This window comes from Nisaea sp. (assembly GCF_034670185.1).
In the GTDB taxonomy this organism is placed as follows: domain Bacteria; phylum Pseudomonadota; class Alphaproteobacteria; order Thalassobaculales; family Thalassobaculaceae; genus Nisaea.
On record NZ_JAXMNY010000003.1, the window covers coordinates 117,579 to 143,177 of the forward strand.

The 25,599-nt window shown below is 59.5% G+C and carries 20 protein-coding genes and 1 tRNA gene; 9 read left to right on the forward strand and 12 right to left on the reverse strand.

The genetic code is table 11. From position 1 onward, the window contains the following. The first annotated feature begins 3 nt into the window (after window positions 1-3). On the forward strand, window positions 4-1,848 hold the full coding sequence (locus VOI22_RS14130) for a methyltransferase domain-containing protein (protein ID WP_323797108.1): 1,845 nt from the start codon (window positions 4-6) through the stop codon (window positions 1,846-1,848). Between the two features lie 4 nt (window positions 1,849-1,852). Here VOI22_RS14130 and VOI22_RS14135 read toward each other — a convergent pair whose 3' ends face one another. From VOI22_RS14135 to VOI22_RS14185, 11 genes are all read right to left on the reverse strand, one after another. Further along, window positions 1,853-2,083: a DNA gyrase inhibitor YacG gene (locus tag VOI22_RS14135; protein WP_323797109.1), complete on the reverse strand. Its 231-nt coding sequence runs from the start codon at window positions 2,081-2,083 to the stop codon at window positions 1,853-1,855. Between the two features lie 17 nt (window positions 2,084-2,100). Continuing rightward, window positions 2,101-3,411 carry a ribonuclease E/G gene (locus VOI22_RS14140; RefSeq protein ID WP_323797110.1) on the reverse strand — a complete coding sequence of 437 codons (1,311 nt, stop codon included), beginning with the start codon at window positions 3,409-3,411 and terminating at the stop codon, window positions 2,101-2,103. Continuing rightward, on the reverse strand, window positions 3,404-4,024 hold the full coding sequence (locus VOI22_RS14145; RefSeq protein WP_323797111.1) for a nucleoside triphosphate pyrophosphatase: 621 nt from the start codon (window positions 4,022-4,024) through the stop codon (window positions 3,404-3,406). The genes VOI22_RS14140 and VOI22_RS14145 overlap by 8 nt, the downstream gene beginning before the upstream one ends. 19 nt (window positions 4,025-4,043) lie before the next feature. Next, window positions 4,044-4,262, reverse strand: a complete 219-nt coding sequence (infA, locus tag VOI22_RS14150; protein ID WP_028467089.1) for a translation initiation factor IF-1 — start codon at window positions 4,260-4,262, stop codon at window positions 4,044-4,046. A 96-nt stretch (window positions 4,263-4,358) separates the two neighbouring features. After that, the gene (locus VOI22_RS14155; protein WP_323797112.1) at window positions 4,359-4,859 is read right to left on the reverse strand and encodes an arsenate reductase ArsC; all 501 of its coding nucleotides are present in this window, start codon (window positions 4,857-4,859) and stop codon (window positions 4,359-4,361) included. A 7-nt stretch (window positions 4,860-4,866) separates the two neighbouring features. After that, on the reverse strand, window positions 4,867-5,391 hold the full coding sequence (locus VOI22_RS14160) for a UPF0262 family protein (RefSeq protein WP_323797113.1): 525 nt from the start codon (window positions 5,389-5,391) through the stop codon (window positions 4,867-4,869). Between the two features lie 13 nt (window positions 5,392-5,404). Next, the gene (hisD, locus tag VOI22_RS14165; RefSeq protein WP_323797114.1) at window positions 5,405-6,706 is read right to left on the reverse strand and encodes a histidinol dehydrogenase; all 1,302 of its coding nucleotides are present in this window, start codon (window positions 6,704-6,706) and stop codon (window positions 5,405-5,407) included. Continuing rightward, window positions 6,696-7,358, reverse strand: coding sequence for an ATP phosphoribosyltransferase (gene hisG / locus VOI22_RS14170; protein WP_028467093.1), 663 nt, complete (start codon window positions 7,356-7,358; stop codon window positions 6,696-6,698). The genes hisD and hisG overlap by 11 nt, the downstream gene beginning before the upstream one ends. 55 nt (window positions 7,359-7,413) lie before the next feature. Beyond that, window positions 7,414-7,932 (reverse strand): DUF2948 family protein, encoded by a 519-nt coding sequence (locus tag VOI22_RS14175; protein ID WP_323797115.1) that lies wholly within the window; start codon window positions 7,930-7,932, stop codon window positions 7,414-7,416. Window positions 7,933-7,944: 12 nt separating this feature from the next. Next, window positions 7,945-9,255 carry a UDP-N-acetylglucosamine 1-carboxyvinyltransferase gene (gene murA, locus VOI22_RS14180; protein WP_323797116.1) on the reverse strand — a complete coding sequence of 437 codons (1,311 nt, stop codon included), beginning with the start codon at window positions 9,253-9,255 and terminating at the stop codon, window positions 7,945-7,947. A 204-nt stretch (window positions 9,256-9,459) separates the two neighbouring features. Further along, on the reverse strand, window positions 9,460-9,639 hold the full coding sequence (locus VOI22_RS14185) for a hypothetical protein (protein WP_323797117.1): 180 nt from the start codon (window positions 9,637-9,639) through the stop codon (window positions 9,460-9,462). Between the two features lie 131 nt (window positions 9,640-9,770). On the opposite strand from VOI22_RS14185, the gene VOI22_RS14190 reads away from it, so the two are divergent. From VOI22_RS14190 to VOI22_RS14200, 3 genes are all read left to right on the forward strand, one after another. Then, window positions 9,771-9,845: transfer RNA gene (locus VOI22_RS14190), tRNA-Thr, on the forward strand. A 275-nt stretch (window positions 9,846-10,120) separates the two neighbouring features. Then, window positions 10,121-11,899: an ABC transporter ATP-binding protein gene (locus VOI22_RS14195; protein WP_416366255.1), complete on the forward strand. Its 1,779-nt coding sequence runs from the start codon at window positions 10,121-10,123 to the stop codon at window positions 11,897-11,899. A gap of 275 nt (window positions 11,900-12,174) precedes the next feature. Next, the gene (locus VOI22_RS14200; protein WP_323797118.1) at window positions 12,175-13,560 is read left to right on the forward strand and encodes a hypothetical protein; all 1,386 of its coding nucleotides are present in this window, start codon (window positions 12,175-12,177) and stop codon (window positions 13,558-13,560) included. On the opposite strand, the gene VOI22_RS14205 is transcribed toward VOI22_RS14200, so the two are convergent. Then, on the reverse strand, window positions 13,553-15,673 hold the full coding sequence (locus tag VOI22_RS14205; RefSeq protein WP_323797119.1) for an acetate--CoA ligase family protein: 2,121 nt from the start codon (window positions 15,671-15,673) through the stop codon (window positions 13,553-13,555). The two genes, VOI22_RS14200 and VOI22_RS14205, sit on opposite strands and share 8 nt — an antisense overlap. 182 nt (window positions 15,674-15,855) lie before the next feature. Here VOI22_RS14205 and VOI22_RS14210 point away from each other — a divergent pair, with 182 nt between their 5' ends. From VOI22_RS14210 to VOI22_RS14230, 5 genes are all read left to right on the forward strand, one after another. Then, window positions 15,856-18,222: a tetratricopeptide repeat protein gene (locus VOI22_RS14210; protein ID WP_323797120.1), complete on the forward strand. Its 2,367-nt coding sequence runs from the start codon at window positions 15,856-15,858 to the stop codon at window positions 18,220-18,222. Window positions 18,223-18,433: 211 nt separating this feature from the next. Beyond that, complete coding sequence (locus VOI22_RS14215) at window positions 18,434-20,002, forward strand: HD domain-containing phosphohydrolase (protein ID WP_323797121.1); 1,569 nt, start codon at window positions 18,434-18,436, stop codon at window positions 20,000-20,002. A gap of 226 nt (window positions 20,003-20,228) precedes the next feature. After that, entirely contained in the window at window positions 20,229-23,195 is a 2,967-nt protein-coding gene (locus VOI22_RS14220) for a PAS domain S-box protein (protein WP_323797122.1), read from the forward strand. Window positions 23,196-23,391: 196 nt separating this feature from the next. Continuing rightward, the gene (locus VOI22_RS14225; protein ID WP_323797123.1) at window positions 23,392-24,576 is read left to right on the forward strand and encodes an ABC transporter substrate-binding protein; all 1,185 of its coding nucleotides are present in this window, start codon (window positions 23,392-23,394) and stop codon (window positions 24,574-24,576) included. Between the two features lie 98 nt (window positions 24,577-24,674). Next, window positions 24,675-25,598, forward strand: a complete 924-nt coding sequence (locus VOI22_RS14230; protein ID WP_323797124.1) for a branched-chain amino acid ABC transporter permease — start codon at window positions 24,675-24,677, stop codon at window positions 25,596-25,598. Window position 25,599 lies beyond the last annotated feature (1 nt).

Below are 25,599 nucleotides of genomic sequence, written 5' to 3' on the forward strand. Positions count from 1 at the left end.
ACAATGATGGTCTCCGATCCGATGGTGCGGTTACGCGAGGCATCCGCTTTGATGCGGCAGGGGCGTGCCGGAGAGGCGGCCGAGATCTTCGCCGAAGTTGCGCGCGCAAATCCCCGTCAGCCGGAACTGCAGAATAATCTCGGCGTTGCACTGAAAGCAGCCGGGCGTCTGAAAGAGGCGGCGCAAGCCTATCGCCGCGCCCTCAAGCTTGCGCCGGACTATGCCGTTGCGGAAGGCAATCTCGCGCGGGTACTGGGTGCACTCGGCGATGGTGCCGGAGCGGCGCGGCATTTCGAAAGCGCGCACCGTCGTGCCCCCGACGCGGGCTATCTGGGGGAGATGCTGGATGCGCTCGCCGGTCTGCGCTTCACGGCCCCGGACGCGAAAACGAAGGCTCTGATGTCCAGCCTGTTCGCGCGCCGGGATATCGATCTTCAGCGGCTGGCCCCGGCTGCTTTGTCCCTTGTGCTCGCGAATAAGGCCTATGCCAAAGGAGCGGACACGGCCTGGCGCTGGCTGCGTGAGGAGGGAGAGGCCCCACCGCCTTTTCCGGATGATCCTTTGCTGGGGCTTCTGCTTGTCTGGACCACGCTGCCTGATCCTCGGCTGGAAGCCTGGATGACCGCCGAGCGTCGTCGATTGTTGCTCGAAGGAGTGGGCGCGGCGAAAGCAGGCAAGCTTGCCGCTCTGGCGTTGCAGGCGATGACTGCGGAATATGCCTGGATGGAAGCGGCGGATGAAACCCAGGCGGTAGCCGCGTTTCTTTCACAGGATGCGCTTAACCTGGAACAAGCGCTGTTGATTACCCTGTACCGGGATCCGGCGAGCATTCCGGCCGCGATCGAAGCTCTGAGGGATGGCGCAGAGGGCGGTACGGCAGCGCTCGTATTCGAGCGAGCCGTCACGGAGCCGACGGCGGAAAAGGTGCTGGCGGGCGCACTGCCCGCGCTGACCCCGATGGGCGAGGATGCGACTTCGGAGAGGGTGCGCGATCAGTACGAGATCCATCCTTATCCGCGTTGGCGCAGTGTCGACGGCCAGATCCGGCGCAAACCGCTGGATGCTCACCTTCGTGAGCGCTTTCCAGCCATCCGGTTCGACAGCATTGATACGGCCCATCCAAGGCTGTTGGTTGCCGGTTGTGGTACCGGGCGGCATGCAATCCAGACAGCGGCGCGGTACGAGGGCGTCGAGGTCACGGCTATCGATCTCAGCCGCCGGTCGCTCGGCTATGCGGCGCGCATGGCCGAGGAGCTGGGGCGCACGAACATCCATTTCGCCCAGGCCGATATTCTGGGACTGGGCGCCCTCGAGGAGCGCTTCGATGTGATCGAGTGCTCCGGCGTGCTGCACCATATGGCGGACCCGATGGCGGGCTGGAAAGCCCTGCGCGGTTTGCTGAAGCCGGGCGGCCTTATGCGGGTCGCGCTTTACAGTGACATCGCCCGTGCCCGTTTCGCCAAATTGCAGGCAGAGATCGAGGCTGAAGATGAAGCCGGGATTTCGGCGGAGATTCGTCGTCGTCGGAACGAGATTCTGAAACTCGGGGAAGACGATCCGGCAGCCATTGTCTGGCAGACCGGTGATTTCTACTCTCTGAGCGGCTGCCGGGACCTGCTCTTTCACCGGCGTGAGGTACGCTATGGCTGGCCGGAAATCGGCGTGGCTGTTGCGGAGCTGGATCTGAAGCTGGTTGGAGTGGAAACGCCGACGGACGCCCTGAAGGCGCTGTACCGGGAGCAGTTTCCGAACGATCCGGCGGCAACGAGCCCGGCCAACTGGGATATGCTTGAGCGGGAATACCCGGACAGTTTTCTGGCGATGTACCAGTTCTGGTGTCAGGCCTGACGCGCTAGCGTTCTTTGCGTTCTTCCATTGCCCGGGCGAGATCGAGCAACTCACCTTCGTCGGGAACCTCGTTTGTCTGCAGCCGGTAATCGCCACCGAGCCAGCGGCCGAGATCGATGGTCTTGCAGCGGTCCGAACAGAATGGCCGGAATTCGGTCATCATCGGTTTGCCGCAGATCGCGCAGCCGGCCTTGCGCTTGCGCTTCTTTTTGTCGAACGTGCTGATATCGCCCATGGACCCGTTCCCCCGTTTTATCGCCGCGCCGGGCCGATTTCGATCTGGTCCAGCCGGAATGCCGGATCGGGCGTCAGTTTCAGGAAACCGCCCAGTTTGTCTTTTGTCTCTCCGAGAGCCTTGCGGCCGGGTCCGTCGAGCCAGTCCGCTACGTCCTGAGCGCAGATCATTTCCGGCTGTGCGATGCCCTGCGTTTCACGCAGCAGCCGACGCAATGCCTCAAGCGCAATCGTGGCGGCGCGCGGGTGCTGCTCGACGGGGCGCATCATATCGTCGCGCAGCGACCGCCCGGTCCGGGTCACGGTGATTTCCAGCACACCGCTCCGGGTCCAGCCGAGCACCTGTGGAGGTTGTTCCTGCATCTGGGACGGCCAGTCTTCGAAAGCGGCCTGCATCGCGTCGGCGACACGGTCCCGGTCGGATTTCAGCGGAAGTTTCGGGAAATCCACCAGAACAAGGCCTGAGAGGCGGCGTAACCGGATCTCTGCTGCAAGGTCTCCGGTCATGCCCTCGAAAAGCTGGGGCCACGCCTTCGGGCTGGCTGAAGCCCCCGCGATGTCTACGTCGATGGCGACCAGTGCTTCTGTCTCATCGAAGGTGAGCGCAATGCCATTGGAGAGTTGCAGGCGGCGTGCAAGCGCCCGGTCGATCTGGCTGTCAATATCCTCTTCAACGAAGAGTGATCCGTCGCTGCTTTTCGCAAGCTCGGCGCTGGGGAAGGCTGTTCGGATCCGGGACTCAAGGTCGGGTGCCGCACGTACAATTTTAGGGCCGTCGCCTGCGGCAAGCGCATCGTCGACCGCTTTCCATTCGGTCAGCAGCGCGGTCAGGTCGGTAATCAGTTGAATATCGTCGGCTTCGGCGGCTTTTGCTGAGACCAGCAGGCCGATATCGGGTGGCAGGAGGGGCTGCAAAAGGGTTTTCAGCCGTTCCCGCTTGCCTTTGGCTTTGAGTGTACCGGCGATTGCAAATTCCGGCTCGTCCGGCCGCAGACTGACAAACCGTCCCGCAAGCACGATCTGCCGTGCTGCCTGGGGCTGTTTGCGCCCTGCTGCGTCGGTCGTCACCATAACGGCGACGAGTGAACCTTCCGGCGGCGGCGCCTTCTTGCCGAGCTTCAGGAACGCCTCGCCATGGCCGAGATCGACGAAGGCTGCGTTCAGCTCTGGCCGGACGGCGGTAACGCGGGCAATGACGATTTCGCCGGCCCGCCGGGCCGCGCCTCCAATACGGTCGATCCATAGATCGGTCAGGGTGCCGTCCGCGAGCCCGGCAATCCGGGTCTCGCCAGGCGAGCGGTCGATGATCAGGCGGTTGGGGTCATGCATGGCTCCCACCGTAGCGGAAGCCGAGCCCGGCCAAAAGAGCATGGGTCTCATAAAGGTCGAGGCCGACCACGTTCGAGTGGGAGCCGGAGAGCGTGCGGATATAGATCGCTGCCATGCCCTGGATGGCATAGCCGCCAGCCTTGCCGTCCCATTCGCCGGACGCGATATAGCTGTCGATTTCCATGTCGGTCAGCCGTTTGAAGGCGACCGTCGTGGTGGCGATCCGGCTGCGTGTCTCACCACCGGGTGCGATCAGCCGAATTGCACCGATGACCTTGTGACGGCGTCCGGAAAGGTGCCCGAGGCATTTGCGAGCCGTGGCCTCGGTCTCGGCTTTAGGCAGGATGCGGCGCCCGCTGGCGACAACTGTGTCGGCGGCCAGGATAAAGGCATCCGGATGCGCGACCGCGACCGCGTTCGCCTTTTCCCAGGCGACACGTTCGGCATAGGCATCCGGCAATTCGCGGGGCTTCGGGGTCTCGTCGATATCGGCGGGACTGACGGCATCTGGGACAAGCCCGATGCGGGCGAGCAGATCCAGCCTCCGCGGCGAGGCGGAGGCCAAAACGAAATGCGCGCCGGAAGGGGCGCGCAATCGAAGGGGGCCAGACATGGCCGTCACCTCTGAAGACTTACTTGAAGCGGAAAGTGATACGACCTTTGGTCAGATCGTACGGGGTCATTTCCACGTTCACCCGATCACCGGCCAAAACCCGGATCCGGTTCTTGCGCATCTTGCCGCTGGTATGGGCGAGCACTTCGTGTTCATTGTCCAGCTTCACCCGGAACATGGCGTTCGGAAGGAGTTCCGAAACGGTTCCGGAAAATTCAATAACGTCTTCTTTCGGCATTCCTGCTCCTTCAAGTCTTAAAAGTCGGGCAACTAAGTGCGCCGTGGAGTGCAGCGGGTCAAGGCCTTTTCTGAGCATGACCGGGCTGCGCACGGGTTATTCCGCTGTTTTGTTTTCATCCAGCAACGCCGCGAACCGCTTCCTGATGCGCCGCATCAGCTCGTCGCGAACCTGCCGGTATGCGTCGAGACGCACGTCACGCGAGCCCTCGATGATGGTGGCGTCCAGCATTGGCCAATATTCGATATCGCACGCCATGGTCCGTGTCATTTCGATGGCCCGGTGTTGTGCCTCCGGCGACAGCGAGACAATGACATCGAAGAAATCGTCCTCCATCTGATCGAAACTCTTCGGCGCGTGGCGCGAGATATCGATCCCGACTTCCTTCAGAACCTCGACTGCGAAGGGGTCGAGATCGCCATTTCGCACGCCGCAGGAATCCACATAGGCCTTCATACCGATCAAATGCTTCATGATCGCTTCGGCCATGGGGGAGCGGACGGCATTCTGGGTACAGGCGAACAAGACGGCGCTCGGTTCATGAATGGGTTCGCCCAGAGGTGACGGGGCGTTGGGGAGTGAGGGTCGATCCGTCATGTCCGGCTCACCCCCGGATATGAAGGACGCAGATGAGGGTAAAGAGCCGCCGGGCAGTGTCGAAATCGATATCGACCTTGCCGGACAGCCGTTCCATCAGAAGCGTCGAGCCATCGTTATGAAGTCCGCGCCGCCCCATATCGATGGCCTCGATCTGGGACGGGTTCAGCCTTTTGATGGCGTCATAATAACTCTCGCAGATCTTGAAATAGTCCCGAACCACGCGGCGGAACGGCGACATCGCGAGCCAGATCTGGTAATTGCCGCCCCGCTCCGGGTCGGTGATATCGAACAGCAGGCGATTTTCCTCGATCCGCAATCTCAGCTCGTACGGACCACCCTGATCGTCGCCGGCCGGGGCAAAGCAGTTATCTTCCAGCAGGTCGTAGATTGCGACGGCGCGCTCGTGCTCGACCTCGGGACTGCGCCGGATTACGGCCGGTTCATCAAGCTCGATCTTGGAAATGCGGGCATCGGTGCGGCCCGCATCCTCGTCTTCCTCGATCGGGCCGTCGCCGAAATCGCGCGCCATGGCTTGATGCCGCCTACTCGGCGGCTGCTCCAAGACGGATAGCAACGGAACGGGCGTGCGCACCGAGCCCTTCCGCTTCCGCCAGGGTTACGGCGGCCGGGCCGATCGCGGCGAGACTGGCCGGATCGCATTTCACCCAGGTGGTCCGCTTCAGGAAATCCAGCACGCCAAGGCCGGAAGAAAAGCGCGCGGTCCGTGCCGTCGGCAGCACATGGTTCGGGCCGGCGACATAATCGCCGATGGCTTCCGGCGTGTGGCGGCCAAGGAACATGGCCCCCGCGTGGCGGATCTTCGCTGCCATGGCATCCGGATCGGAGACGGCAAGCTCCAGATGCTCCGGTGCCAGCCGGTCCACCAGTGGGATCGCGTCCTCAAGATCCTCGACCACGATGACCGCACCATGGTTGTTCCAGCTTGCGCCCGCGATGTTGGCGCGGGGCAGGGTGGAAAGATGCTCGGCAATGGCGGCTTCGACGGCGGCTGCGAAATCCGCATCGTCGGTAATCAGGATCGACTGGGCGACTTCGTCATGCTCGGCCTGGGACAGCAGGTCGATGGCAATCCAGGACGGGTCGTTCTCGGCATCGGCGACCACCAGGATTTCCGACGGGCCGGCGATGGAATCGATGCCGACCTTGCCGAACACCTGACGCTTGGCCGCGGCGACATAGGCATTACCGGGGCCGATGATCTTGTCGACCGGCTTGATGCTTTCGGTGCCGTAAGCCATCGCGGCCACGGCCTGAGCGCCGCCCACCCGGTAAATCTCGGTGATCCCGGCAAGCTCGGCGGCAGCAAGCACCAGCGGATTGATCTCGCCCCCCGGCGTCGGCACCATCATCACCCGGCGCTGCACGCCCGCGACCTTGGCCGGCATGGCGTTCATCAGCACGGAGCTCGGATAAGCGGCCTTGCCGCCTGGCACATAAAGGCCGACCGCGTCCACCGGCGTATGGCGCAGGCCAAGGCCGACGCCATCGGCATCCGTATAATCGATGCTTTCCGGCAGCTGCGCTTTGTGAAAAGCCTCGATCCGTTCCGCTGCTTTTTCCAGCGCGGCGAGCGTCTCGGCTGAACAGGCAGAACGTGCTTTTGCTATCTCTTCGGCCGAGATCGCAATGCCGGTTTCGGCGAGATCGATATTGTCGAACTTGCGGCTGAGATCGATCAGTGCAGCGTCGCCGCGCGCAATTACATCGGCGATAATACCGGCAACGGTATCGGAGACATCGCTGTCGGTTTCCCGCTTGGAGTCGACCAGCTCTTCGAATCCAGCGTCGAAATCCGGTGTGCCGGCAGTCAGCTTATGCGGCAAGGGCTGCCTCCCCGATGCGATCGACCAGATCCTTTACCGGACCGGGACGGGTCTTGAGAGCTGCGCGGTTGACGGCAAGACGGGCACTGACGGCGGCGATCTGTTCGACCTCGACGAGCCCGTTCGCTTTCAGGGTGGAGCCGGTCTCGACCAGATCCACGATACGGCGGCAAAGGCCAAGGCCCGGTGCCAGCTCCATGGCGCCATTCAGCTTGATACATTCCGCCTGCACGCCACGGGCGGCGAAGTGGCGCCGTGTGACGTTCGGATATTTCGTGGCGATCCGGAGGTGGCTCCAGTGCTGCGGATTCTCTTTCGCGGCAAGCTCCGCCGGCTCGGCCACGGCAAGGCGGCAGTGGCCGACATTGAGGTCGACCGGGGCATAGATTTCCGGATGGTCGAATTCCATCAGCACGTCGCTGCCGGCAATGGCGAGATGGGCGGCGCCGAAGGCGAGGAAAGTCGCTGTGTCGAAGCTGCGCACGCGGATGACTTCAAGGTCCGCCTGGTTTGTATGGAACTGAAGGCGCCGTGAAGACTCGTTGAAAAAGTCGTCCTCAAGCTCAATCCCTGCCCGTTTCAGAATGGGCGTAATGGCCTTCAGGATCCGGCCCTTCGGCAGGGCGAGGATCAGTGGCTGGTTCGCGGTCACCGCGTCTCTCCTGTTTTAACCCGACAGCCGCCGCCGTGCCCGGCTGGCCGTTCGATCAGGCGCCCGAGGCTTCGTCCGCCGGAGCCGTCTCATCGTCGGAATCGGGATGGGACGGAGTGAAGACGGTCGGCCAAGGCTCGCCGAGGTCCTCGATATGGCACAGGATGCGGTCAACTGCGAGTCGAATGGTCACGTTGTCGGCAAAGGCGAGGTCAATCTGTCCCGGAGATGCGTGTATGGTGAGCAGGTTCAGGATGCGCTCCCGCTTGCCCCGATCAAGGCCATGGGTGCGTACCGCGCCGACCCCTTCGAAACGGACGCCACAATGCACCCTCTCGCTGTAGAGCGTGTCGCCGTCAGCGGGGACCGTATCTGCTGATGGCGCGGTCTCCCATTTGTAGCGCTGGACGACCATGGCAAAACGGCCGTCCTTTTCCTCGAACGTCATCTCACGGACCGGCAGCAAGGCGTCCTGCAGCAAACTCGCTGCCACAGCCAGGTCTTCGGCATCCTCGGCCCGGACCCGGAACGGCTTGTCGCCCACTTCAAGCAGGCTGATATCTCTAGGGGCCATGGATCCTGCCAATCAGACGGTTTCTTCTTCCGCGGATGCATCCGCATTCGTCGCGACACGGCGAATGTTGGCGCCGCAGGCGCTCAGTTTCTCGACCAGATTCTCATAGCCGCGGTCGAGATGATAGATCCTGTTCACTTCCGTCTCCCCGTCTGCCGCCATGGCGGCGAGCACGAGACTGACCGATGCGCGCAGATCCGTCGCCATCACGGGCGCGCCGATCAGGCGGTCGACCCCGCGCACTAGGGCGGAGGAGTGATGCACATTGATGTTCGCCCCCATGCGGGCCAACTCGGGCACATGCATGAAGCGGTTCTCGAAAATCGTCTCGGTGATCATGGAGGCACCGTTCGCGACGCTCATCAGGGTCATGAACTGGGCCTGCAGATCGGTCGGGAAGCCCGGGAAAGGCTCGGTCATCACGTCGACGCCCTTGAGGGCGCCGCGCTTCGCCGAGACCCGGATGGAACGGTCACCTTCCTCGATGGTAACGCCGGCCTCGCGCAGGATCTCGAAGACGCTCTCGAGCAGTCCGGAGCGGGTATTGGTCAGCTCGACATCGCCGCCGGTGATGGCTGCGGCCATGACATAGGTGCCGGTCTCGATCCGATCCGGCACGACCTTGTGGACCGCGCCGCCGAGGGCGTCCTTGCCCTGGATGCGGATGGTATCTGTGCCGTGGCCCTCGATTTCTGCACCCATGGCGATCAGGCATTCCGCGAGATCGGTGATTTCCGGCTCGCGGGCCGCATTGACCAGCATGCTCTCCCCGTCCGCGAGGCAGGCTGCCATCAGCAGATTTTCGGTGGCGCCAACGGAAACGACCGGAAACACGACGCGTCCGCCATGCAGACGCCCGGACGGCACTTCCGCTTTCACATAGCCGCCTTCCAGGGCGACTTCCGCACCGAGCTCGGCAAGGCCTTTCAGATGCAGGTCAACCGGCCGGTTGCCGATGGCGCAGCCGCCAGGCAGGGAAACCGTGGCTTGTCCTTCCCGTGCCAGCAGGGGGCCGAGCACCAGGACGGAGGCCCGCATCTTGCGGACGAGATCATACGGCGCGGTTGTGCTTTCGATGGTCTTTGCATGGAAGTCGACGGTTTGCCCGCCGCTTGCTTCGTCCTGGATCTTCCGCTTTACGCCATGCTGATCCAGCAGGGCCGCCATGGACTGGATATCGGCGAGTTTCGGCATGTTGGTCAGGGTGACCGGCTGGTCCGTCAGCAAGGTTGCCGCCATCAAAGGCAATGCGGCATTCTTCGCTCCGCTGATCGGAATTTGCCCCTTGAGCGGCGTGCCGCCCCTGATCACCAATTTGTCCATCAAGGTCCCCAGTTTTCATGCGGGCCGATCCGATCCAATCCGAACGGAACCGAGCCCCGATTTGTTTTACTTTATCCCCGCACGCTCTCACAAGCCCGCGTAAGCAGAGCTTTTACCGAGAATGCGGCAGGATTTTGGGCCTTTTGCAGTGGCGGCGATTAAATCACGGCCTGTCAGGGGCGTTGCCCCTCGGACAGCCGTGCGTCACTGCCCGTTATCTTTCTTCACGCCGGATGAAGAAGCGTCAGCTTCGTCAGTGCGCTGGCGTGCCTGGGCCTTGCGGCGGTGCAGATTCGCACGCAGCGCGGCGGCGCGGCGCTCGGCGCGCAGATCGGCCTCGGTCTTCTGGTCGCCGGAAGCGGCTGTTTTCGGGGGCTTTGCCATGGCCGAAGAATGCCGCGAGAGGGCCGTGAATTCCAGTCAAGAAACGTACTTGCACCTCGGGAGTCCCTGTGGCATGTTCCGCCGCGCTTTGCGAGGGGCCTTCCTCGCTGCAGGCTTTTTCGCCGCAAGATGCTGCCGTAGCTCAGGGGTAGAGCACTCCCTTGGTAAGGGAGAGGTCGAGTGTTCAAATCACTCCGGCAGCACCAGTTTTTCAAAGACTTAGATAGCGATAGCCGGTTTTCTCCAGCGTAAAAACGCGAGAACAATCGAGGAATTCCGGCGACGAGCCGTGAGAAATCCCTTTTCGCAAAGATCCGGGCTTTTTTCCTGCACGGCGCGGTACGCCGTTGATCGTATGGAGTCACCGGCTGGCATCCGTGACAGATGCGGAGACGCCTGTTAAAGACAATTTTGTGGCCGCCCCATTGCCGATTCCTCGGGTGAACGGCTCCTCATTCACACATACGACAAGGCTCACGCCGTGACTGATCTGCTGAAGCGCTTCGCTGCCTATTATCGACCGCATCGGGGCCTGTTCGCGCTCGATTTTTCCAGTGCGGTGGTGGCCGGGGTGCTGGAGCTGGCTTTTCCGATCGCGGTAACGATCTTCATCGACCGGCTGCTGCCTACCAACCAGCTCGGGCTGATCTCGCTGGCGGCTTTGGGATTGCTCCTTATCTATATGCTCAATGCCGGGCTTCAGGTCATCGTGACCTATTGGGGGCATATGCTGGGCATCAAGATCGAGACGGAGATGCGGCGGAAAGCCTTCGACCATCTGCAGAAGCTGTCCTTCGGCTTCTTCGACAATCAGAAGACCGGCCATCTGGTGGCGCGGCTGACCAAGGATCTGGAAGAGATCGGAGAGGTTGCCCATCACGGCCCTGAAGATCTGTTCATCGCGCTGATGACATTGATCGGCGCCTTCTTTCTGATGCTTTGGGTACATGTGCCGCTGGCGATTCTGACAGCCTTGATCGTTCCTCTGACAGCCTGGGTGACGACACGTTACGGCCGACGGATGACCAGGACATGGCATGCGCTCTACGGCCGGGTCGCTGACTTCAATGCCCGCATTGAGGAGAATATCGGCGGCATTCGTGTGGTGCAGGCCTTCACCAACGAAGATCACGAACGCAAGCTGTTTGCCGAGAACAATGCCGGTTACCTCACCACCAAACTCGAAGCCTACAAGGTGATGGCGGCCTCGATGTCGCTCTCTTACCTGTCCATGCGTTTCGTGCAGGTCGTGGTCATGTTGGCCGGCGCCTGGTTCGTCGTGCATGAGGAACTTACGGCAGGCGGTTTCGTCGGCTTCCTGCTGTTGATCGGCGTTTTCTTCCGGCCGGTCGAGAAGATCAACTCCGTCATCGAAACCTATCCGAAGGGCTTCGCGGGCTTCCAGCGTTACACGCAGTTTCTCGACACGCGGCCGGACATTACAAATCGCGATGATGCGCAGAGCGTCGACCGTCTCAAGGGTGATATCGAATATCGTGCCGTGCGGTTCGACTATCAGCCGGGCTCCCCGGTTTTTGAGGATCTGAGTCTTTCCATCAAGGCGGGGGAGACCATCGCCTTTGTCGGACCTTCCGGGGCGGGCAAGACGACGATCTGCTCGTTACTGCCGCGCTTCTATGAGATCAGCGGCGGGACGATCACGATCGATGGTATCGACACCGGCGCCCTGACGCTGAAATCGCTACGGTCCAACATCGGCATCGTGCAGCAGGATGTTTTCCTGTTCGCCGGTACAATCCGGGAAAACATCGCCTATGGCAGACTGGATGCGGCTGAGAAAGATATCACAGACGCGGTGCGGCGCGCCCGTCTGGATGATGTAATCGCGGGCCTCCCGAACGGTCTCGACACCGTTATCGGCGAGCGCGGAGTGAAACTCTCCGGCGGGCAAAAGCAAAGGCTCGCCATTGCCCGGATCTTCTTGAAAAATCCGCCGATCCTGATCCTCGACGAGGCAACCTCCGCTCTCGATACCGAGACAGAGCGCGCCATTCAGCAATCTTTGGCAGATCTTTCCGAGGGTCGCACGACGCTGGTTATCGCCCACCGCCTTGCAACGATCGTCAATGCGGACCGTATTCTCGTTATTGAAGAAGGCCGCATCATTGAAGAAGGCAGCCACGCCGAGCTGCTCGCTCGGCCGCATGGCCGTTATCGCAGCTTGCATGCCGTCCAGACGGGTGATGGGTCGATAGCAAACGGTCAGGCCCAGACTGGAACCTCCAGCACGCTGGCCTGAGAATAGTATTAAAAATCAATCGTCTGGCAGGGTTGCGCATCGGCGAGGTGATCTCGCAGGATGGACTATTTTGTCCTTGTACAATTCCGTCAACACCTTGGTCTTGGCGAGACGCGGGCTTGTGTCTGGACTGATAGCGCTCCTTCGAAATCGTGTCATATGCGATTTCAGGCCGACATGTTTTGATTGAATGGTGGGTAAAAATAAAACTCGTATGGTGTTTCCAATTCCCTATTATTAGGTAACTTCGATTTTGCTGAGCTGCGGGACTGGTAATGTCTGATATTTACAGATTTTTCAATACAGAGAGCGGCGTCCATTTTTATACGTCATCGACCGTTGAGCGGGATAACGTAATCTCGAACCTGCCTGTTTACACATACGAAGGTGTGGCTTTTTCCGTCTCTGAGTCCGATGCGACAGCGTCTTCCGTATACCGCTTTCTGAAAAGCGACAATACTCACTTTTACACTATCAGCGATCTGGAAAAATGGACAATACAGACGTCTAATCCATCATATCAACTTGAAGGTGTGGCGTATGAAGCGGCGACTGTTTCGAACAGTTATAACGACACAGCTCTCTACCGGTTCTTTAACACTCAAACCGGGACGCATTTCTATACAGTCGATACAAATGAACGCGATAGTGTTCTCGAGAATTTGCCTCAGTATAGTTACGAAGGTGTGGCCTACTATGTTGATGAGGCATCGACTTCCTCATCCAGTTTTAGCGAGAATTGGTACCTTGAGGCTTATCCCGACGTCGCGGATGCGGTGAGTGCCGGACTGTTTGACTCGGGCAGTGCCCATTTCGAGGCATTTGGTGCGGCGGAAGGGCGGCTGGGATTCGATGATCCAAGCCTGGCTGGGGGTGGCATCAGCATAAACGGCTTCGTGATGAATGGAGGGAGCGGCGATGACAGACTTTGGCCTGGCCATAACGATGCGCACAGGGTTTTCGGGGAAACTGGAAACGACACTCTGCACGGTTACAACAACGGTGACATCCTGAACGGCGGTTCGGGCGACGATCTGTATGCCATCTTTGACCCCGGGGTTGTTATTACCGAAGGCGTGATCAATGGAGGTAGCGACACCGCTGTTTTCCACCTTGATACCAGTACTGATTCACTGGATCAATTCACGACGCCAGCCAACGTCGAGTTCTTGAAATTGGAACTCACTCTTGAAAATGGAGACAGTGTCTCGGCGGATCGGTTTTTTGATCATATATCGGTTTATGGGGATGGCAGTTTCACCGGGACAGCGGCGGCCGAGAGTATCTATTTTTCCGGCCCTCTGTTTGTTGATGGTGGGGCAGGAAACGATACCATATCGGGAGTGGGTTCTTACCCGAGCAATGTCCCAAGCACTGTTTTGCGCGGCGGCGATGGCGTCGATCTTTTCGAGTTAAACTCGTTAGGAAGTGCACACGGCGGCGCCACCTTCGGAAGCACGGTGATCGCGGATTTTGATCCAAATGCAGGAGAGCGGATCGATTTGAGTTGGGATCGCGATGATATGATTCTGACGGTGGCTGATGGTGTAACGGGCGCAGTTGTGACTATTTCGCGTGATGTTATTTACTACAGTTTAAGTGGAGAAGTCACTCTGACCGGGATCTCTGCATCTGAATTCCAGGAAGGCTGGTTTATCTAGCCGAGCCTCTCCGGGGCCCGTGGCAGCATAGGATCAACGCATCGAGAATAACGACACCGATACCTTCTTGCATGACCAATACCGGATTTGCTTCGGCCTCCTCAATCCGCTCATCATTGGCGAGCAGGGAGAGAGTGGCGACCGCTTCGGCCAGCGCCTCAAGATCACCTTTCGGGCGTCCACGGAAGCCGCGGAGTAGCTCGAACCCTTTCACTTCCCGGATCATCTCCCGTGCGCTTTCGAGTGTCACCGGTGCTGGACGCACGGCGCTATCGCGGTAGATCTCCGTCATCACGCCGCCCATGGCGACGGTTACCACAGGTCCGGCGACAGGGTCGCGGGACAGGCCGATCAGGGCCTCACCAAGGCCTTGGGCGAGTTCCTGCAAAAGGATGCCGGTAAGCCTGAAACCAGGATGATAATCATCGGCGGACGCCCGCATTTCGGCAATGGCGGTGACGAGTTCCGCACGGTCCGCGATGCCGACCCTGATGGCGCCAGCGTCGGTTTTGTGGGGCAGGTCCGGCGAGACCAGCTTGGCGACAAGCGGATAGGCGAGAGGAAGAGTGTCCGGCACCGTCATTTCCGGATCGAGGACGATCTGAGCGGGCCCCTTCAGCCCGAGTGCATCGAAAACGGCACCTGAGGCGACTTCGTCCGCCGTCCCGGACGGGAGGTCTGCGATCAGCCGTGCCGCGTGCGCGGGCAGGTCTGATAAGGGGCGTTTGGCGGGAGCAGCATCCGTCATCAGCATGACAATCGTTTCGGCGCAGCTTTCGACCGTGCGGAATGTCGGCACGCCGGCGGCTTCCAGCAGACGCATGCTGTCCGGCGCGTGCGGCAGTGGAAAGGCCAGCACCGGCGCGGCATCGGCAGGCGCTTCTGCAACGGCGTCGGCAATGGGCTTTACCGCAAGCTCCGGGTCAAACTGGGCGGAAGAGCCGATGGCGACGATCAGCACGCCTGTTTCCGGGTCATTGATCAGGGTGGAGACGGCTTCCTTCATCACTTCGTAGCGCGCGCCGGCGAGGGTGACATCGACAAGCTTGCCGTGGCCGCACGGGATCTTGTGTTTATTGAAGTGCGCGCGGGTTGCGGCGCTGGCGCCGGCGATGGTCACGCCGCGCGCGCTGAGCTGATCCACCACCATGGCGCCGCCGCCGCCGGTCGTGGCAATCACGGTCGCGCTTTTCGGGCGGCCAGGTTTGAGGCGTGCCTTGAAGAGGGCGCCGGGAGCTTCAAGCAATGTTTCCAACTGGTCGGCCTTGCGGATCCCGATACTGCGCAGCAGGGCATTGGCAGCCTCGGTCGAGCCGGTGAGAGCGCCGGTATGGGAGACCGAAAGCGCCTGGCCTTCCTCCGATTTGCCGATCATGTAGGCGACCACGGGTTTCTCTGCTGCGTGGGCCTTCGCTGCGAACCGGCCGAGTGCTTCCCGGTCACGGATGGTTTCCATGAACAAGAGGAAACCGTCGATTTCCGGATGATCGACCAGAATTTCGCCAATCGTACCAATGCCCGATGCCGCTTCGTTGCCGACCGAGACAAAAGTCGAGAAGTCGATGCCCCGTGCCGCCCCCCGGCTGAGCAGGGTGCCGATGACGCTGCCGCTCTGCGAAATCACGGCGAGCCTGCCGCGGCCGATCTCCTCCGCCCCGAAGGCCGCGTTTGTTGTTGCGGCAAAACCGGCGGGCGTATGCACGACACCCATCGAGTTGGGGCCGATCAGCAGCATGCCCGCCTCGCGAGCAATGCGCTGGACTTCCGCCTGGCGCCGTTCGCCTTCTTCCCCGGCCTCGGCAAAGCCGTCGGCGAGAATAGCGGCAACCTTCACGCCCGCCGCCGCGCAATCCTTGAGGGCCTCGATGGCCGGATCGGCATCGACCAGAATGTAGGCGAAATCCACTTTCTCCGGGATGGCGCTGACCGATGGCCAGGCTTTCTCGCCGAGCACCGTTTCGCGAGCGGGGTTCACCGGGTAGATCCGGCCTGCATAACCATGGCGGCGCAGAAAACGCATCGGGCGCGCGGTGAGCTTGCCCTCCGAGTTCGAGGCGCCTACCAGGGCAATGGAGGCCGGAGAGACGAGAGCGCCAAGCAAAGTGTCGCGCATGAATTTATTCCGATCGGGGGCAGAAATGAGGATAGCTCAGGAGTAACCTCAATCATGCAGCGCCATTAGGACCAATGACAAGCTGCTCTCCCGTCTGACAGAATCCTTCTGCCAACTTTTCCTCATCACGGTAAAAGATTAGGCAGACTGTAACGGGTGCGTCGCTACGGGGGACGAGCAGGGTGGATTTACAGGCGTGGGTGAACGAGGCTTTTGCACGGCATCAGTCCGGGCAATTGAATGAGGCCACGCTTCTCTATCGGCAGGTCCTGGTCGTGCATCCGCCGATCGCGCTTGTGCAGTCCCTCGCCGGCGACGTTGCGACATCAAACGGTGATCCGGCATACGGTGGGGCTTTGCTGCGCAGGGCTCTTGTGCTTGAGCCGCGCAAAAGCTCGTTCCATCAGCTTCTGGCCTTTGCCGAGGCCTCGCAGGGAAATCTCGAACAGGCCGCGGAGCATTACGCGTCGGCTGTGACTCTCGACCCCCTGAATGTTTCAGCGATGAGCGACTGGGCCAATCTGGTGCGCAGCCGGCATCCTGATATTGCGCGGGCGCTGGCTCGCAAAACCATCTTGATCAATCCGGAGAATCCGGGGCATCTGAAGTTGCTGGCTGAGATGACTGTTTCGGGAGAACGGCTGGCTGGCGCACGATTGATGCGCCGGGCGATCTGCGGCAATCCCCTGGACGCGACTGCCTGGAAGGCGATCGGTCTGGTGGCGCAGGCCGAGAAGGAAGTTGCTTCCGCCGATCAAGCCCTAAAACGCTCTCTTCTTCTTGTCCCGAGCGATACAGTTGTTTGCGCCAGGTTGGGCGGTTCTTTGTCCGAACAGGGCTATCACCGGCAAGCAGTGTCGATGCTGCGACTGTGTGTGACGTTGGACCAGACAAGGGCGGAAAACTGGCTTGCCTTGGCGAACGCATTGCACGAGAGCGATCTGTCGGCGGCGGCCGAAATCGGATTCCGGCGATCTCTGATGCTGGAGCCGGGAGGCTTGACCGCACTCGAAAACCATCTCGTGCAGCTGGCCAAGGTGGATGTACCAGCAGACCGCATTCGAGCCGGATATCGCCGCGCGCTTCGGGTTAACCCGAAAAGCACCCGAACCTGGGCGAACTTCAGCAAGTATTTGCTTGAGCGAGGTGCGTACAGTGCTGCCGCTGACGCGATCAAGTCGGCCCTCGTCAGCGGAGACACCGACCGGGATATGCTCGTCGGGCTGGCGAATGCATACCGACAATCGCGAAAGCACCCGATGGCGGAACGTTATCTGCGTTGGGCCCGATCCGCCTTTCCGCAGGATCGGACGATCCAGTCTGGCCTCCTCATGGGGCATAATTATGAAAGTGGTGTTTCTGCGCGATCTCTCTATCAGGATCACAAGGCATGGGCGGCCGATTGGGCGCCGCTTGAGGAGCCGCTTGGCTACGATGTGGACCGGACGCCTGGTCGCCGGATTCATCTTGGTTTCGTCTCGCCAGACCTGAAGCGGCATCCGGTGGGTTTTTTCCTGCTGCCGGTATTAAGGCACCTCGATCGTAATCGGTTTCGGATATCGGTCTATTCCGATGCCGGGAAAGGCGATTTGTTCACGCTGGAGCTCCGCCGTCACGCGGATCACTGGTTCGACGCGACAGGCAAGGACGACGATGTCTTGCGGGACCGGATACTGGAAGACCGGGTGGATATCCTGTTCGACCTCGCCGGCCATTCGGCCGCAAACCGCATGGGGATGTTTGCCCGGCGCGCGGCACCCGTCCAGATGAGCTGGATGGGGTATGTCGGCACGACCGGTCTCGATACGATGGACTATCTCGTTACCGACCGGTTCCAGACCCAGCCGGGGACGGAAGAGTTTTATTCCGAGCGCTGGCTGACCCTGCCGAACGATTATATCTGTTTTCTGGCTGCGCCGACGTCGCCGCCGGTCGTGCCGAGCCCCGCGCTCGCCAACGGCTTCATCACCTTCGGCAGCTTCAATAATCCGGCTAAACTGACCGATGAAACACTGGACCTGTGGTCCCGCGTTCTCGTTGCCGTTCCTGAATCAAGGTTGCTACTCGCCTATCGCGGTTTCGACGATCCGGGGATTCAACACGATGTCCGGTCCTGCCTGAGTGCAGCCGGTGTCGCGCCGGAGCGTGTCGAGTTCAAGACTTTCACCTACCACGAAGAATTTCTCGGCGGCTACGGCCTGATGGATATCGCTCTGGATACGATGCCGTATTCCGGTGGATTGACGACCTGCGAGGCGCTCTGGATGGGCGTTCCGGTTATATCGCTTGCGGCGCAGAGCCATTTCGCCGGCCGCCATTCCCTCAGCCACTTAAGCAATGCCGGCTTTCCGGACTGGGTCGGTGAGAGTGCCGAAGAGTTCGTCGCTATAGGGGTGGATCTGGCTTCGGATATTCAGCGTCTGGCTCATATCCGCAAGACGCTGCGCCAAAGGGTTTCTGTGTCGCCGCTGTGTGATCAGGAAGGATATGCGCGCGGTGTCGAGGAGAAACTCACCGCAGCGTGGGCGACTTACTGTGACGAATTGTGAGGCGAAGGCCCCATCTTGATCTTGTTCGGGGAGACATCTGTCCGTGGAGCGCAACAAGGATTACAGAGTCTTTCTGCCGCCGATGTTAATCGTTAGTTCAGAATTCCAAGGTATCTCTAGTCATATTGAATAAAGGGGTTCTTTCAATTGACCCTGAGGAGTTGAGGGGAGTTGCGCCGAGCATGAATGTGTGCGGTGCACTGGTAGCGGAATGTCCGACGACGATCTGAATATCATGGAATTTCTGGTCGAAGAGCACGGCGTGTCAGCTTCTTGCGCTGAGCCCTGGAAAGTTCTCATCGTGGATGATGACCGCGATGTTGCGGCGACGACCACTCTTGTGTTGCGCGACGTTGAGGTCGAGGGCAGGCCGCTTAACCTCCTGTCGGCTTACTCGGCGGCGGAAGCCAAGCAGGTCCTTGCCGAACATCCCGATATCGGCCTTGCCTTGATCGACGTGGTCATGGAAACGCCGAATGCCGGTCTCGATCTGATTCACTACATTCGTCAGGATATGGGCAACAAGCTGATCCGGCTGGTGGTGCGTACCGGTCAGCCGGGGCATGCGCCGGAACAAAGCGTCATCATCGATTACGATATCAGCGATTATAAAGAAAAGACCGAGCTCAGCGCACAGAAGCTCTTCTCGCTTGCTTACGCGGGACTGCGCTCCTACCAGCAATATCTCTCGATGGAGCAAAATCGCCGTGGCCTGATGAAAGTGTTGCAGGCCTCTACCGCACTGTTCGAAAAACCCGGACTAGACGATTTTGCCGACGGGATTCTCGAGAATCTCGGAGACATCGCGAACATGAACCGCGATCCGAAGGACAGACTCGGATCATCCGGCGTTCTCGCGGTGGCGGATGCAGATTCCAGCTCGGCGCAGGATTTCGAGATTGTGGCCGGGCGGAGCGGGAATGGAGAGTCACGGAAACTCTCGGACCTGTCGCTAGACGAGGAAACGAGACAACTGGTCGGTGAGTTGGCCGGGCGCGGGCCGGGTATTCACACCAGCCGAACCGAAAACGCATTGATGACCGGGATCGTCGGACGGAATGGTCAAACCAGCCTTCTTCTCTTGCCGGAGCTGCAAGGGTTGAGCGGGTCGGATGCCCAAATTGTCGATATCTTCATTTCCCAGGTTTTGACAGCCTTCGATAATCTTCGTCTGCATGATCAAACCGAACGCGCGCAGCGCGAAATCGTGCTGCGTCTGGGAGAGGCTGTCGAAACCCGGTCCGGTGAAACCGGGCGGCATGTTTCGCGAGTTGCTCTCTATGCCCGCGAGATCGCCGACAAGCTGGGGTTCAGCCAGTCTGATTCCGAACTGCTTTTCCGCGCTGCTCCTCTGCACGACATCGGTAAGATCGGCATTCCTGACGCCATCCTGTGCAAGCCGGGCAAGCTCGATCCGGACGAGTGGCAGGCGATGCAGGAGCACACGACGATAGGCTACGAAATGCTGCGGTCATCGGACATGCCGATCCTGAAGCTGGCAGCGCGGATCGCGCTTGAGCATCATGAAAAATGGGCTGGTGGCGGCTATCCCCGCAACATCAAGGCCGAGGATATCTCGATCGAGGGGCGGATCATCGGGCTTGTCGATGTCTTCGACGCGCTGACCTCGGAGCGGGTCTATAAAAAAGCGTGGCCGGTGGAAAAAGCCGTGCAGCTTATTCAGGAGGAAAGCGGCCGTCATTTCGATCCGATGGTCGTCGATACATTCCTGAAAAACCTGACCACGATGATCGATATCAGAATGACCCATGCTGATTAGAAGGTGACGCTGATCGAAGCCTGGCTGGATCAGCCGCCGGAGAAACACCGGAATGGATAGCCCAGAGGCTGCCGAACCGTATTCGGTAAAAGCGGAAGAATTTTTCTTTCACTGGCGGTGCGACCGGGACGGTACGGCGACAACCCTTTCGGATAATTTCGGAGCACTCACCGGTCTCAATCCGGCAGTCCTGTCCGTGCGACCGCTGCTTGGCTGTTGCAAGGATATGGAGCAGGTCCTGGCTATCTGGGGTGAACATGCTCTGAGAGGCGAAGCGTTCCGCAATTTTCCACTGACGATTTCTGACGGGGCCAGGCAGTGCCAGGTCCTTTTGAGCGGCAAAGGTTTCCCCGCCGGCGTAGCTCCGTCAGAAGGTTTTTCGGGGTTTGGCTCTTGTGTCGGGGTGAGTGATGCGGTGCCATTCCTGCAACAGGAGCCCGCTGCCGACAGGCTCTTCGAGATGGTCAAGGAAGTCGGGCAGGCCGGCTATATCCTGCGCGATGCGGAGACCGGTCGGTTCCGGCTTCTCGGACCTCTCCGTCAGATCGTCGATCCGGACAGTGACACCGTTTCGGTGGAGGACATTCGGGCTGGGCTGCTTGCCGCAGACATTGAGCGCTTCGATGCTGTTTGGGCCAAGGAATGCGAAGTAGGCGTAACGGAAGAAGTCGAACTCCGGTTTGGACGAGATTTTTACGACTGCCGTCATGTTTTGTTCGAACTGCAACCGCCTGCCGTGAGCGAAACTTCCCCGGACGGATTGTTCGCTGTCTACCGTGATGTGACGGAACAAAGGGGTGCCGAAACGACGCTTGAACAGGTCGAGAAGATCGCCGGAATTGGTCATTGGTATAGTTGGGAGGCGACCCAGTCGACGTACTGGTCCGAGGCTCTGCGGGAAATGTTCGGGATCCTGGAATGGTCGGCGGAGGCGCGGAATAGGCATTATTTTTGGGATAGCTTGATGCACCCGGAAGATGTGCCGCGCTGCCGCGCCGAGCGTGAGGCAGGAATAAAGGAAAAACGGGACTACGGCATAATCGCTCGGGCGCACCGCCTGGACGGCAGGATGTTATGGGTGAAGATCAGCGGCCATCCACTCTTTGACCGTGATGGTGGTTTGATGGGAACGATGGGGACCATTCAGGATATCACGCCTCTCAAGGAGCTTGAGGGGCAGGTTTTGCAACGTGACAAGTGGTTCAAGCGTGCGCAGCGTCTTGGCGGTATTGGCCACTGGACCTTCGAGCGCTCGGAAAGGCGTATCCATTTCTCCGAACAGGCACAGGAGATTTTCGGTACGGAAGGAGTTGACCGCTTCACTTTCGCGGAGGCGCGAAAGCGCATCCATCCTGACGATCGTGAATTACTTCGGGTGATACAGCATAAAGCCAGCGCAGGAGATTCAGGGTTTGAATGTCAGGTCCGCATCTTCCGTAAAGATGGAAGCATCGCCCATTTGCTGGTTGCCGGCGAATTTGACTCCTCTGAAAGCGGTGGGCTGGAGCGTACATTCGGGACGATAGCCGATGTGAGCTCACAGGTCGTTGTGGAAGAGGCTCGTCGCGATGCCGAAGCTCTGATGAGCGATGTTTTCGAGAATGCTGATTGCGGCATTCTTGTTCGGGATCTCACCGGCTGCTTTATCCGCGTCAATACGAGGGCCGCAATCCAGCTGGGCTTGCGCGTCAGTGATGTGCTCGGCCACACCGTGGAGGAGGTCATCTCTAAATGTGATCGCATGGAAGACGCGGAGCTTTTGTTTGACGCGGCCAGCAAGATTGTCGCGACGCATGGGTCGGTGACCTATGACTATTCTTACCGGTCAGGTGGCGATGCGCGGGCAACCGAGTTCCGCGTGGTGAATTTTCCGATAGCGGGTCCAGACGGAGCTGTCCGGGCGGTGGCCAGCATGCGGTACGACATCACCGATTTTGTGAATGCGCAGGATGCTCTCAAGCAATTGAATGAAGATTTGGAGAGCACGATTCGGGCGCGCACGCTGGAATTGCGGCAAAGTGAAGAGCGGTTCCGGAATATCGCTTCGGCGTCAGCCGATTGGCTATGGGAACTGGATGCCGATCTGAATTTCATCTGGTGTTCGGAGACCTTTTTTGAAGCGACCGGCCGAAAGCGCGAAGACTATATCGGTAAGTCCATGGCTGCGCTGGTGACGGATGAGGAACGCCTCGTCGATCAGCGGGATGTCTGGTCGACGTTTCTGGGAAAACTGGAAGCCAGGGAACAGGTCCGGGGATTTGAGATTGAAAGGCATCATCCGACTGGTATTCGGACCATTCGGATCAATGCGATGCCGGTCTGGAGTGATGGCGTGTTTGCTGGGTTCCACGGCTCGACTGCGGATATCAGCGAGCTTAAACAAACCCAGGCGCAGCTCATCGAGACTGATCGGCTGGCATCCCTTGGCGGGTTGGTCGCGGGGATTTCTCACGAGATCAACACGCCTGTAGGGGCGAGCTTCACGGTTGTCACCAAATTGATGGCCACCTTGAGCGACATTCAGGCGTCGTTTTTGAAAGGTAAGGTCTCTCAGAAGCATTTTTCGCGATTTCTCGCGGAATTGGATGAGGGGCTCGGCATTATTCATCGCGGGATGGAGCGTACGTCCGAGCTGATCACTCACTTCAAACAGGTCGCAGTCGATCAGACCAGTCTCAAAAGACGCGAGTTTGAACTCTCGGAAACTGTCAGCGATATCGTCACGACCATGGCGGCGACGATCGGGCGCCGGTCGGTTAAGATTGAAACGCATGTGCCGGAAGGAATTCGCCTGGATTCATATCCGGGCCCGCTTGGGCAGGTTTTGATCAACCTGATCCAAAACGCCATCTTCCATGCGTTTGACGAAAACAGCGTCAAGCAAGATGAAATCGACCGGATTGTCGTGGCCGGTGATTTCGGGAGGAGCGGAACTGTCACGCTTTCGGTAACGGATAATGGCAAGGGTATGGCGCCGAACGTTGTGCGTCGCGTGTTTGAGCCGTTCTTCACGACGAAGTTCGGGAGTGGTGGCAGTGGCCTCGGCATGCACCTGGTCTATTCCATAGTGCACGGGGCTCTCGGCGGCACGGTTTCCGTGTCATCCAAGCAGGGAAAAGGCACGGTGGTCACCGTCATGCTTCCGATCATCGCGCCGGAAAATGTGGGCCGGGAAGCCGTGATCGAATCCTGATTGAATCGAACTCTAATCAGTTTTGGCCGCAGCAGGTTTTAAGCGGCGCGGCATCCATGCCACGAATACCGCATACTGCCTTACGCATCAGGATTGCCAACGGCGAAAGTATAATGCACTTTCGTATGAAGGTGTGCACTATGTTGCATGTACTTGTTGTGGCATAGTTGCCGCATCATTCTGGGAGGCTTGTGCAATGATCAAAAAAATAACGGCCCTCGCGGCCATGGGAGCTTTTCTTGCTGCTCCGGCAATGGCGGCCGATAAAGTTAAAATAGGTTTCGTTACCACCATCACCACGCCGGCTGGCGTCATCGGCCAAGACATGGTCGATGCGGTTAATCTTGCGATGGAAGATATCGGCGGCAAGATGGCCGGCCTTGATGTCGAGCTCATCATTGAGGATGACGGTTTCAAGCCTCCGGTGGGCAAGCAGAAGGTCGACAAACTCGTGAAGAAGGACGAAGTCGATTTCATCGGCGGCTTCATCTGGTCTCACGTTCTGCTGGCCGCGAAAAAGTCCGCACTTGATGCAGGCACTTTCCTGATCAGCTCGAACGCCGGTCCGTCTCAGATTGCCGGCAAGCAGTGTGACAAGAATTTCTTCTCAACCTCCTGGCAGAACGACCAGACGCCGATGGCCATGGGCGAGGTCCTGAATCAGAACGGCGTCAAGTCTGTCTATGTCATGGCTCCGAACTATGCCGCCGGCAAGAACATGATTGCGGGCGTGGAGCGGACCTTCAAAGGCAAGATCGCCGGTCGTGACCTGACGAAATGGGGCAAGGACGCGCAGCTCGATTTCTCTGCAGAACTGGCAAAAGCGAAAGCCTCCGGTGCTGAAGCCCTGTGGGTGTTTTATCCCGGCAAGGCCGGCGGTGCGCTGATCAAGCAGTACGAGCAGGCAGGCCTGCGCGATACGATGCCGCTTTACACTGTCTTCACGGTCGACTCGATTGCTCTTCCGAAATTGCAGGCTGGCAATCTTCAGGGTGTTCTCGGCTCCCGCAATACCCAGCATTGGGGGCCTGACCTGGACAACCCGCAGAACAAGAAGTTTGTCGAAGGCTTCAAGAAGAAGTATGGCCACTATCCGTCCTTCTATGCTGCCCAGTCCTACGACACGATCTTCCTGATCAAGAGCGCGGTCGAAGCGGTGAATGGCGATCTGTCGAACAAAGACGGCATGCGCGCCGCCATGAAGAAGGCTGACTTCCCGTCCACCCGCGGCAAGTTCAGCTATGGGAACAACCATTTCCCGATCCAGAACTTCTATCTGCGTGAAGTCGTTGCGGATGCAGACGGTGTCTGGACAACCAAGATCGTCAGCACGGTCATGGAAAACCACCAGGACCCGTACGCAGCCGAATGCAAAATGTAATCATCCTCCTTGGATGACGGAAAACCGGCGGAGCGAGAGCTTCGCCGGTTTCAGTTTTCGCCTCTGGCGCAAAAACAAAGTTTGAGTAGGACGGCTGGGTGGACTGGGGACTTTTTACAATTCAGATGCTGAACGGGGTGCAGCTTGGCGTGCTCCTGTTTCTGCTCGCTGCGGGCCTGACGCTGGTCTTCGGCATCATGGACTTCGTGAATCTGGCGCATGGCTCGCTCTACATGATGGGGGCGTATTTCTGCGCCACCCTGGTGCAGGTCACGGACTCCTTCGTTCTCGGCGTCATTCTGGCGCTACCGCTGACCGCCTTGCTGGGCTGGCTTGTCGAGCTGATCGTCGTCAGGGCGCTTTACACGCATGATCATCTGGATCACGTGCTGGCGACCTTCGGGTTGATCCTCTGCTTCGATACGGCCGTTGATTTCATCTGGGGGCCGACCGGCATGGCCATCCCGCTGCCGGAAATTCTCGACAGCCATATCGACCTTATGGGTGGCCATACATTCCCGGTGTTCCGGATCCTGATCATCTGCACGGGGCTTGCCGTCGCGGGTTTCCTTTATGTCATGGTGGTGCATACCCGGATCGGCATGCTGATCCGCGCCGGTGCCTCGAACCGGACCATGGTGATGGCGCTTGGGGTCGATATCGGCAAACTGTTCGCGCTGGTTTTCGCCGTTGGCGCCGCGCTTGCGGGGCTTGCCGGTATGCTGATCGCGCCAATCACGGAAGCGAGTATCGGCATGGGGAACGAGATCATCATCGTGGCCTTTGTCGTCATCATCATCGGCGGTATCGGCTCCATCAAAGGCGCCTTTGTTGCCGCAATGCTGGTCGGCTTGATTGACACGATGGGGCGTTCCTTCCTCGACCAGCTACTGAAACTCTTCATGTCGTCCGAGAGCGCCGAGACATCGGCGCCGGCCTTGTCCGCCATGGCGATCTATATCCTGATGGCCATGGTGCTGGCCTTCCGGCCGCAGGGCCTGTTCCCGCCGAAGGTGCGCTGAC

Bases quoted from the DNA above. Each gene is read 5' to 3' on its own strand.
- VOI22_RS14130 (WP_323797108.1), top strand. From the start codon at position 4: ATGATGGTCTCCGATCCGATGGTGCGGTTACGCGAGGCATCCGCTTTG.
- VOI22_RS14135 (WP_323797109.1), bottom strand. From the start codon at position 2,083: ATGGGCGATATCAGCACGTTCGACAAAAAGAAGCGCAAGCGCAAGGCC.
- VOI22_RS14140 (WP_323797110.1), bottom strand. From the start codon at position 3,411: ATGCATGACCCCAACCGCCTGATCATCGACCGCTCGCCTGGCGAGACC.
- VOI22_RS14145 (WP_323797111.1), bottom strand. From the start codon at position 4,024: ATGTCTGGCCCCCTTCGATTGCGCGCCCCTTCCGGCGCGCATTTCGTT.
- infA (WP_028467089.1), bottom strand. From the start codon at position 4,262: ATGCCGAAAGAAGACGTTATTGAATTTTCCGGAACCGTTTCGGAACTC.
- VOI22_RS14155 (WP_323797112.1), bottom strand. From the start codon at position 4,859: ATGACGGATCGACCCTCACTCCCCAACGCCCCGTCACCTCTGGGCGAA.
- VOI22_RS14160 (WP_323797113.1), bottom strand. From the start codon at position 5,391: ATGGCGCGCGATTTCGGCGACGGCCCGATCGAGGAAGACGAGGATGCG.
- VOI22_RS14175 (WP_323797115.1), bottom strand. From the start codon at position 7,932: ATGGCCCCTAGAGATATCAGCCTGCTTGAAGTGGGCGACAAGCCGTTC.
- murA (WP_323797116.1), bottom strand. From the start codon at position 9,255: ATGGACAAATTGGTGATCAGGGGCGGCACGCCGCTCAAGGGGCAAATT.
- VOI22_RS14185 (WP_323797117.1), bottom strand. From the start codon at position 9,639: ATGGCAAAGCCCCCGAAAACAGCCGCTTCCGGCGACCAGAAGACCGAG.
- VOI22_RS14200 (WP_323797118.1), top strand. From the start codon at position 12,175: ATGTCTGATATTTACAGATTTTTCAATACAGAGAGCGGCGTCCATTTT.
- VOI22_RS14205 (WP_323797119.1), bottom strand. From the start codon at position 15,673: ATGCGCGACACTTTGCTTGGCGCTCTCGTCTCTCCGGCCTCCATTGCC.
- VOI22_RS14215 (WP_323797121.1), top strand. From the start codon at position 18,434: ATGTCCGACGACGATCTGAATATCATGGAATTTCTGGTCGAAGAGCAC.
- VOI22_RS14220 (WP_323797122.1), top strand. From the start codon at position 20,229: ATGGAGCAGGTCCTGGCTATCTGGGGTGAACATGCTCTGAGAGGCGAA.
- VOI22_RS14225 (WP_323797123.1), top strand. From the start codon at position 23,392: ATGATCAAAAAAATAACGGCCCTCGCGGCCATGGGAGCTTTTCTTGCT.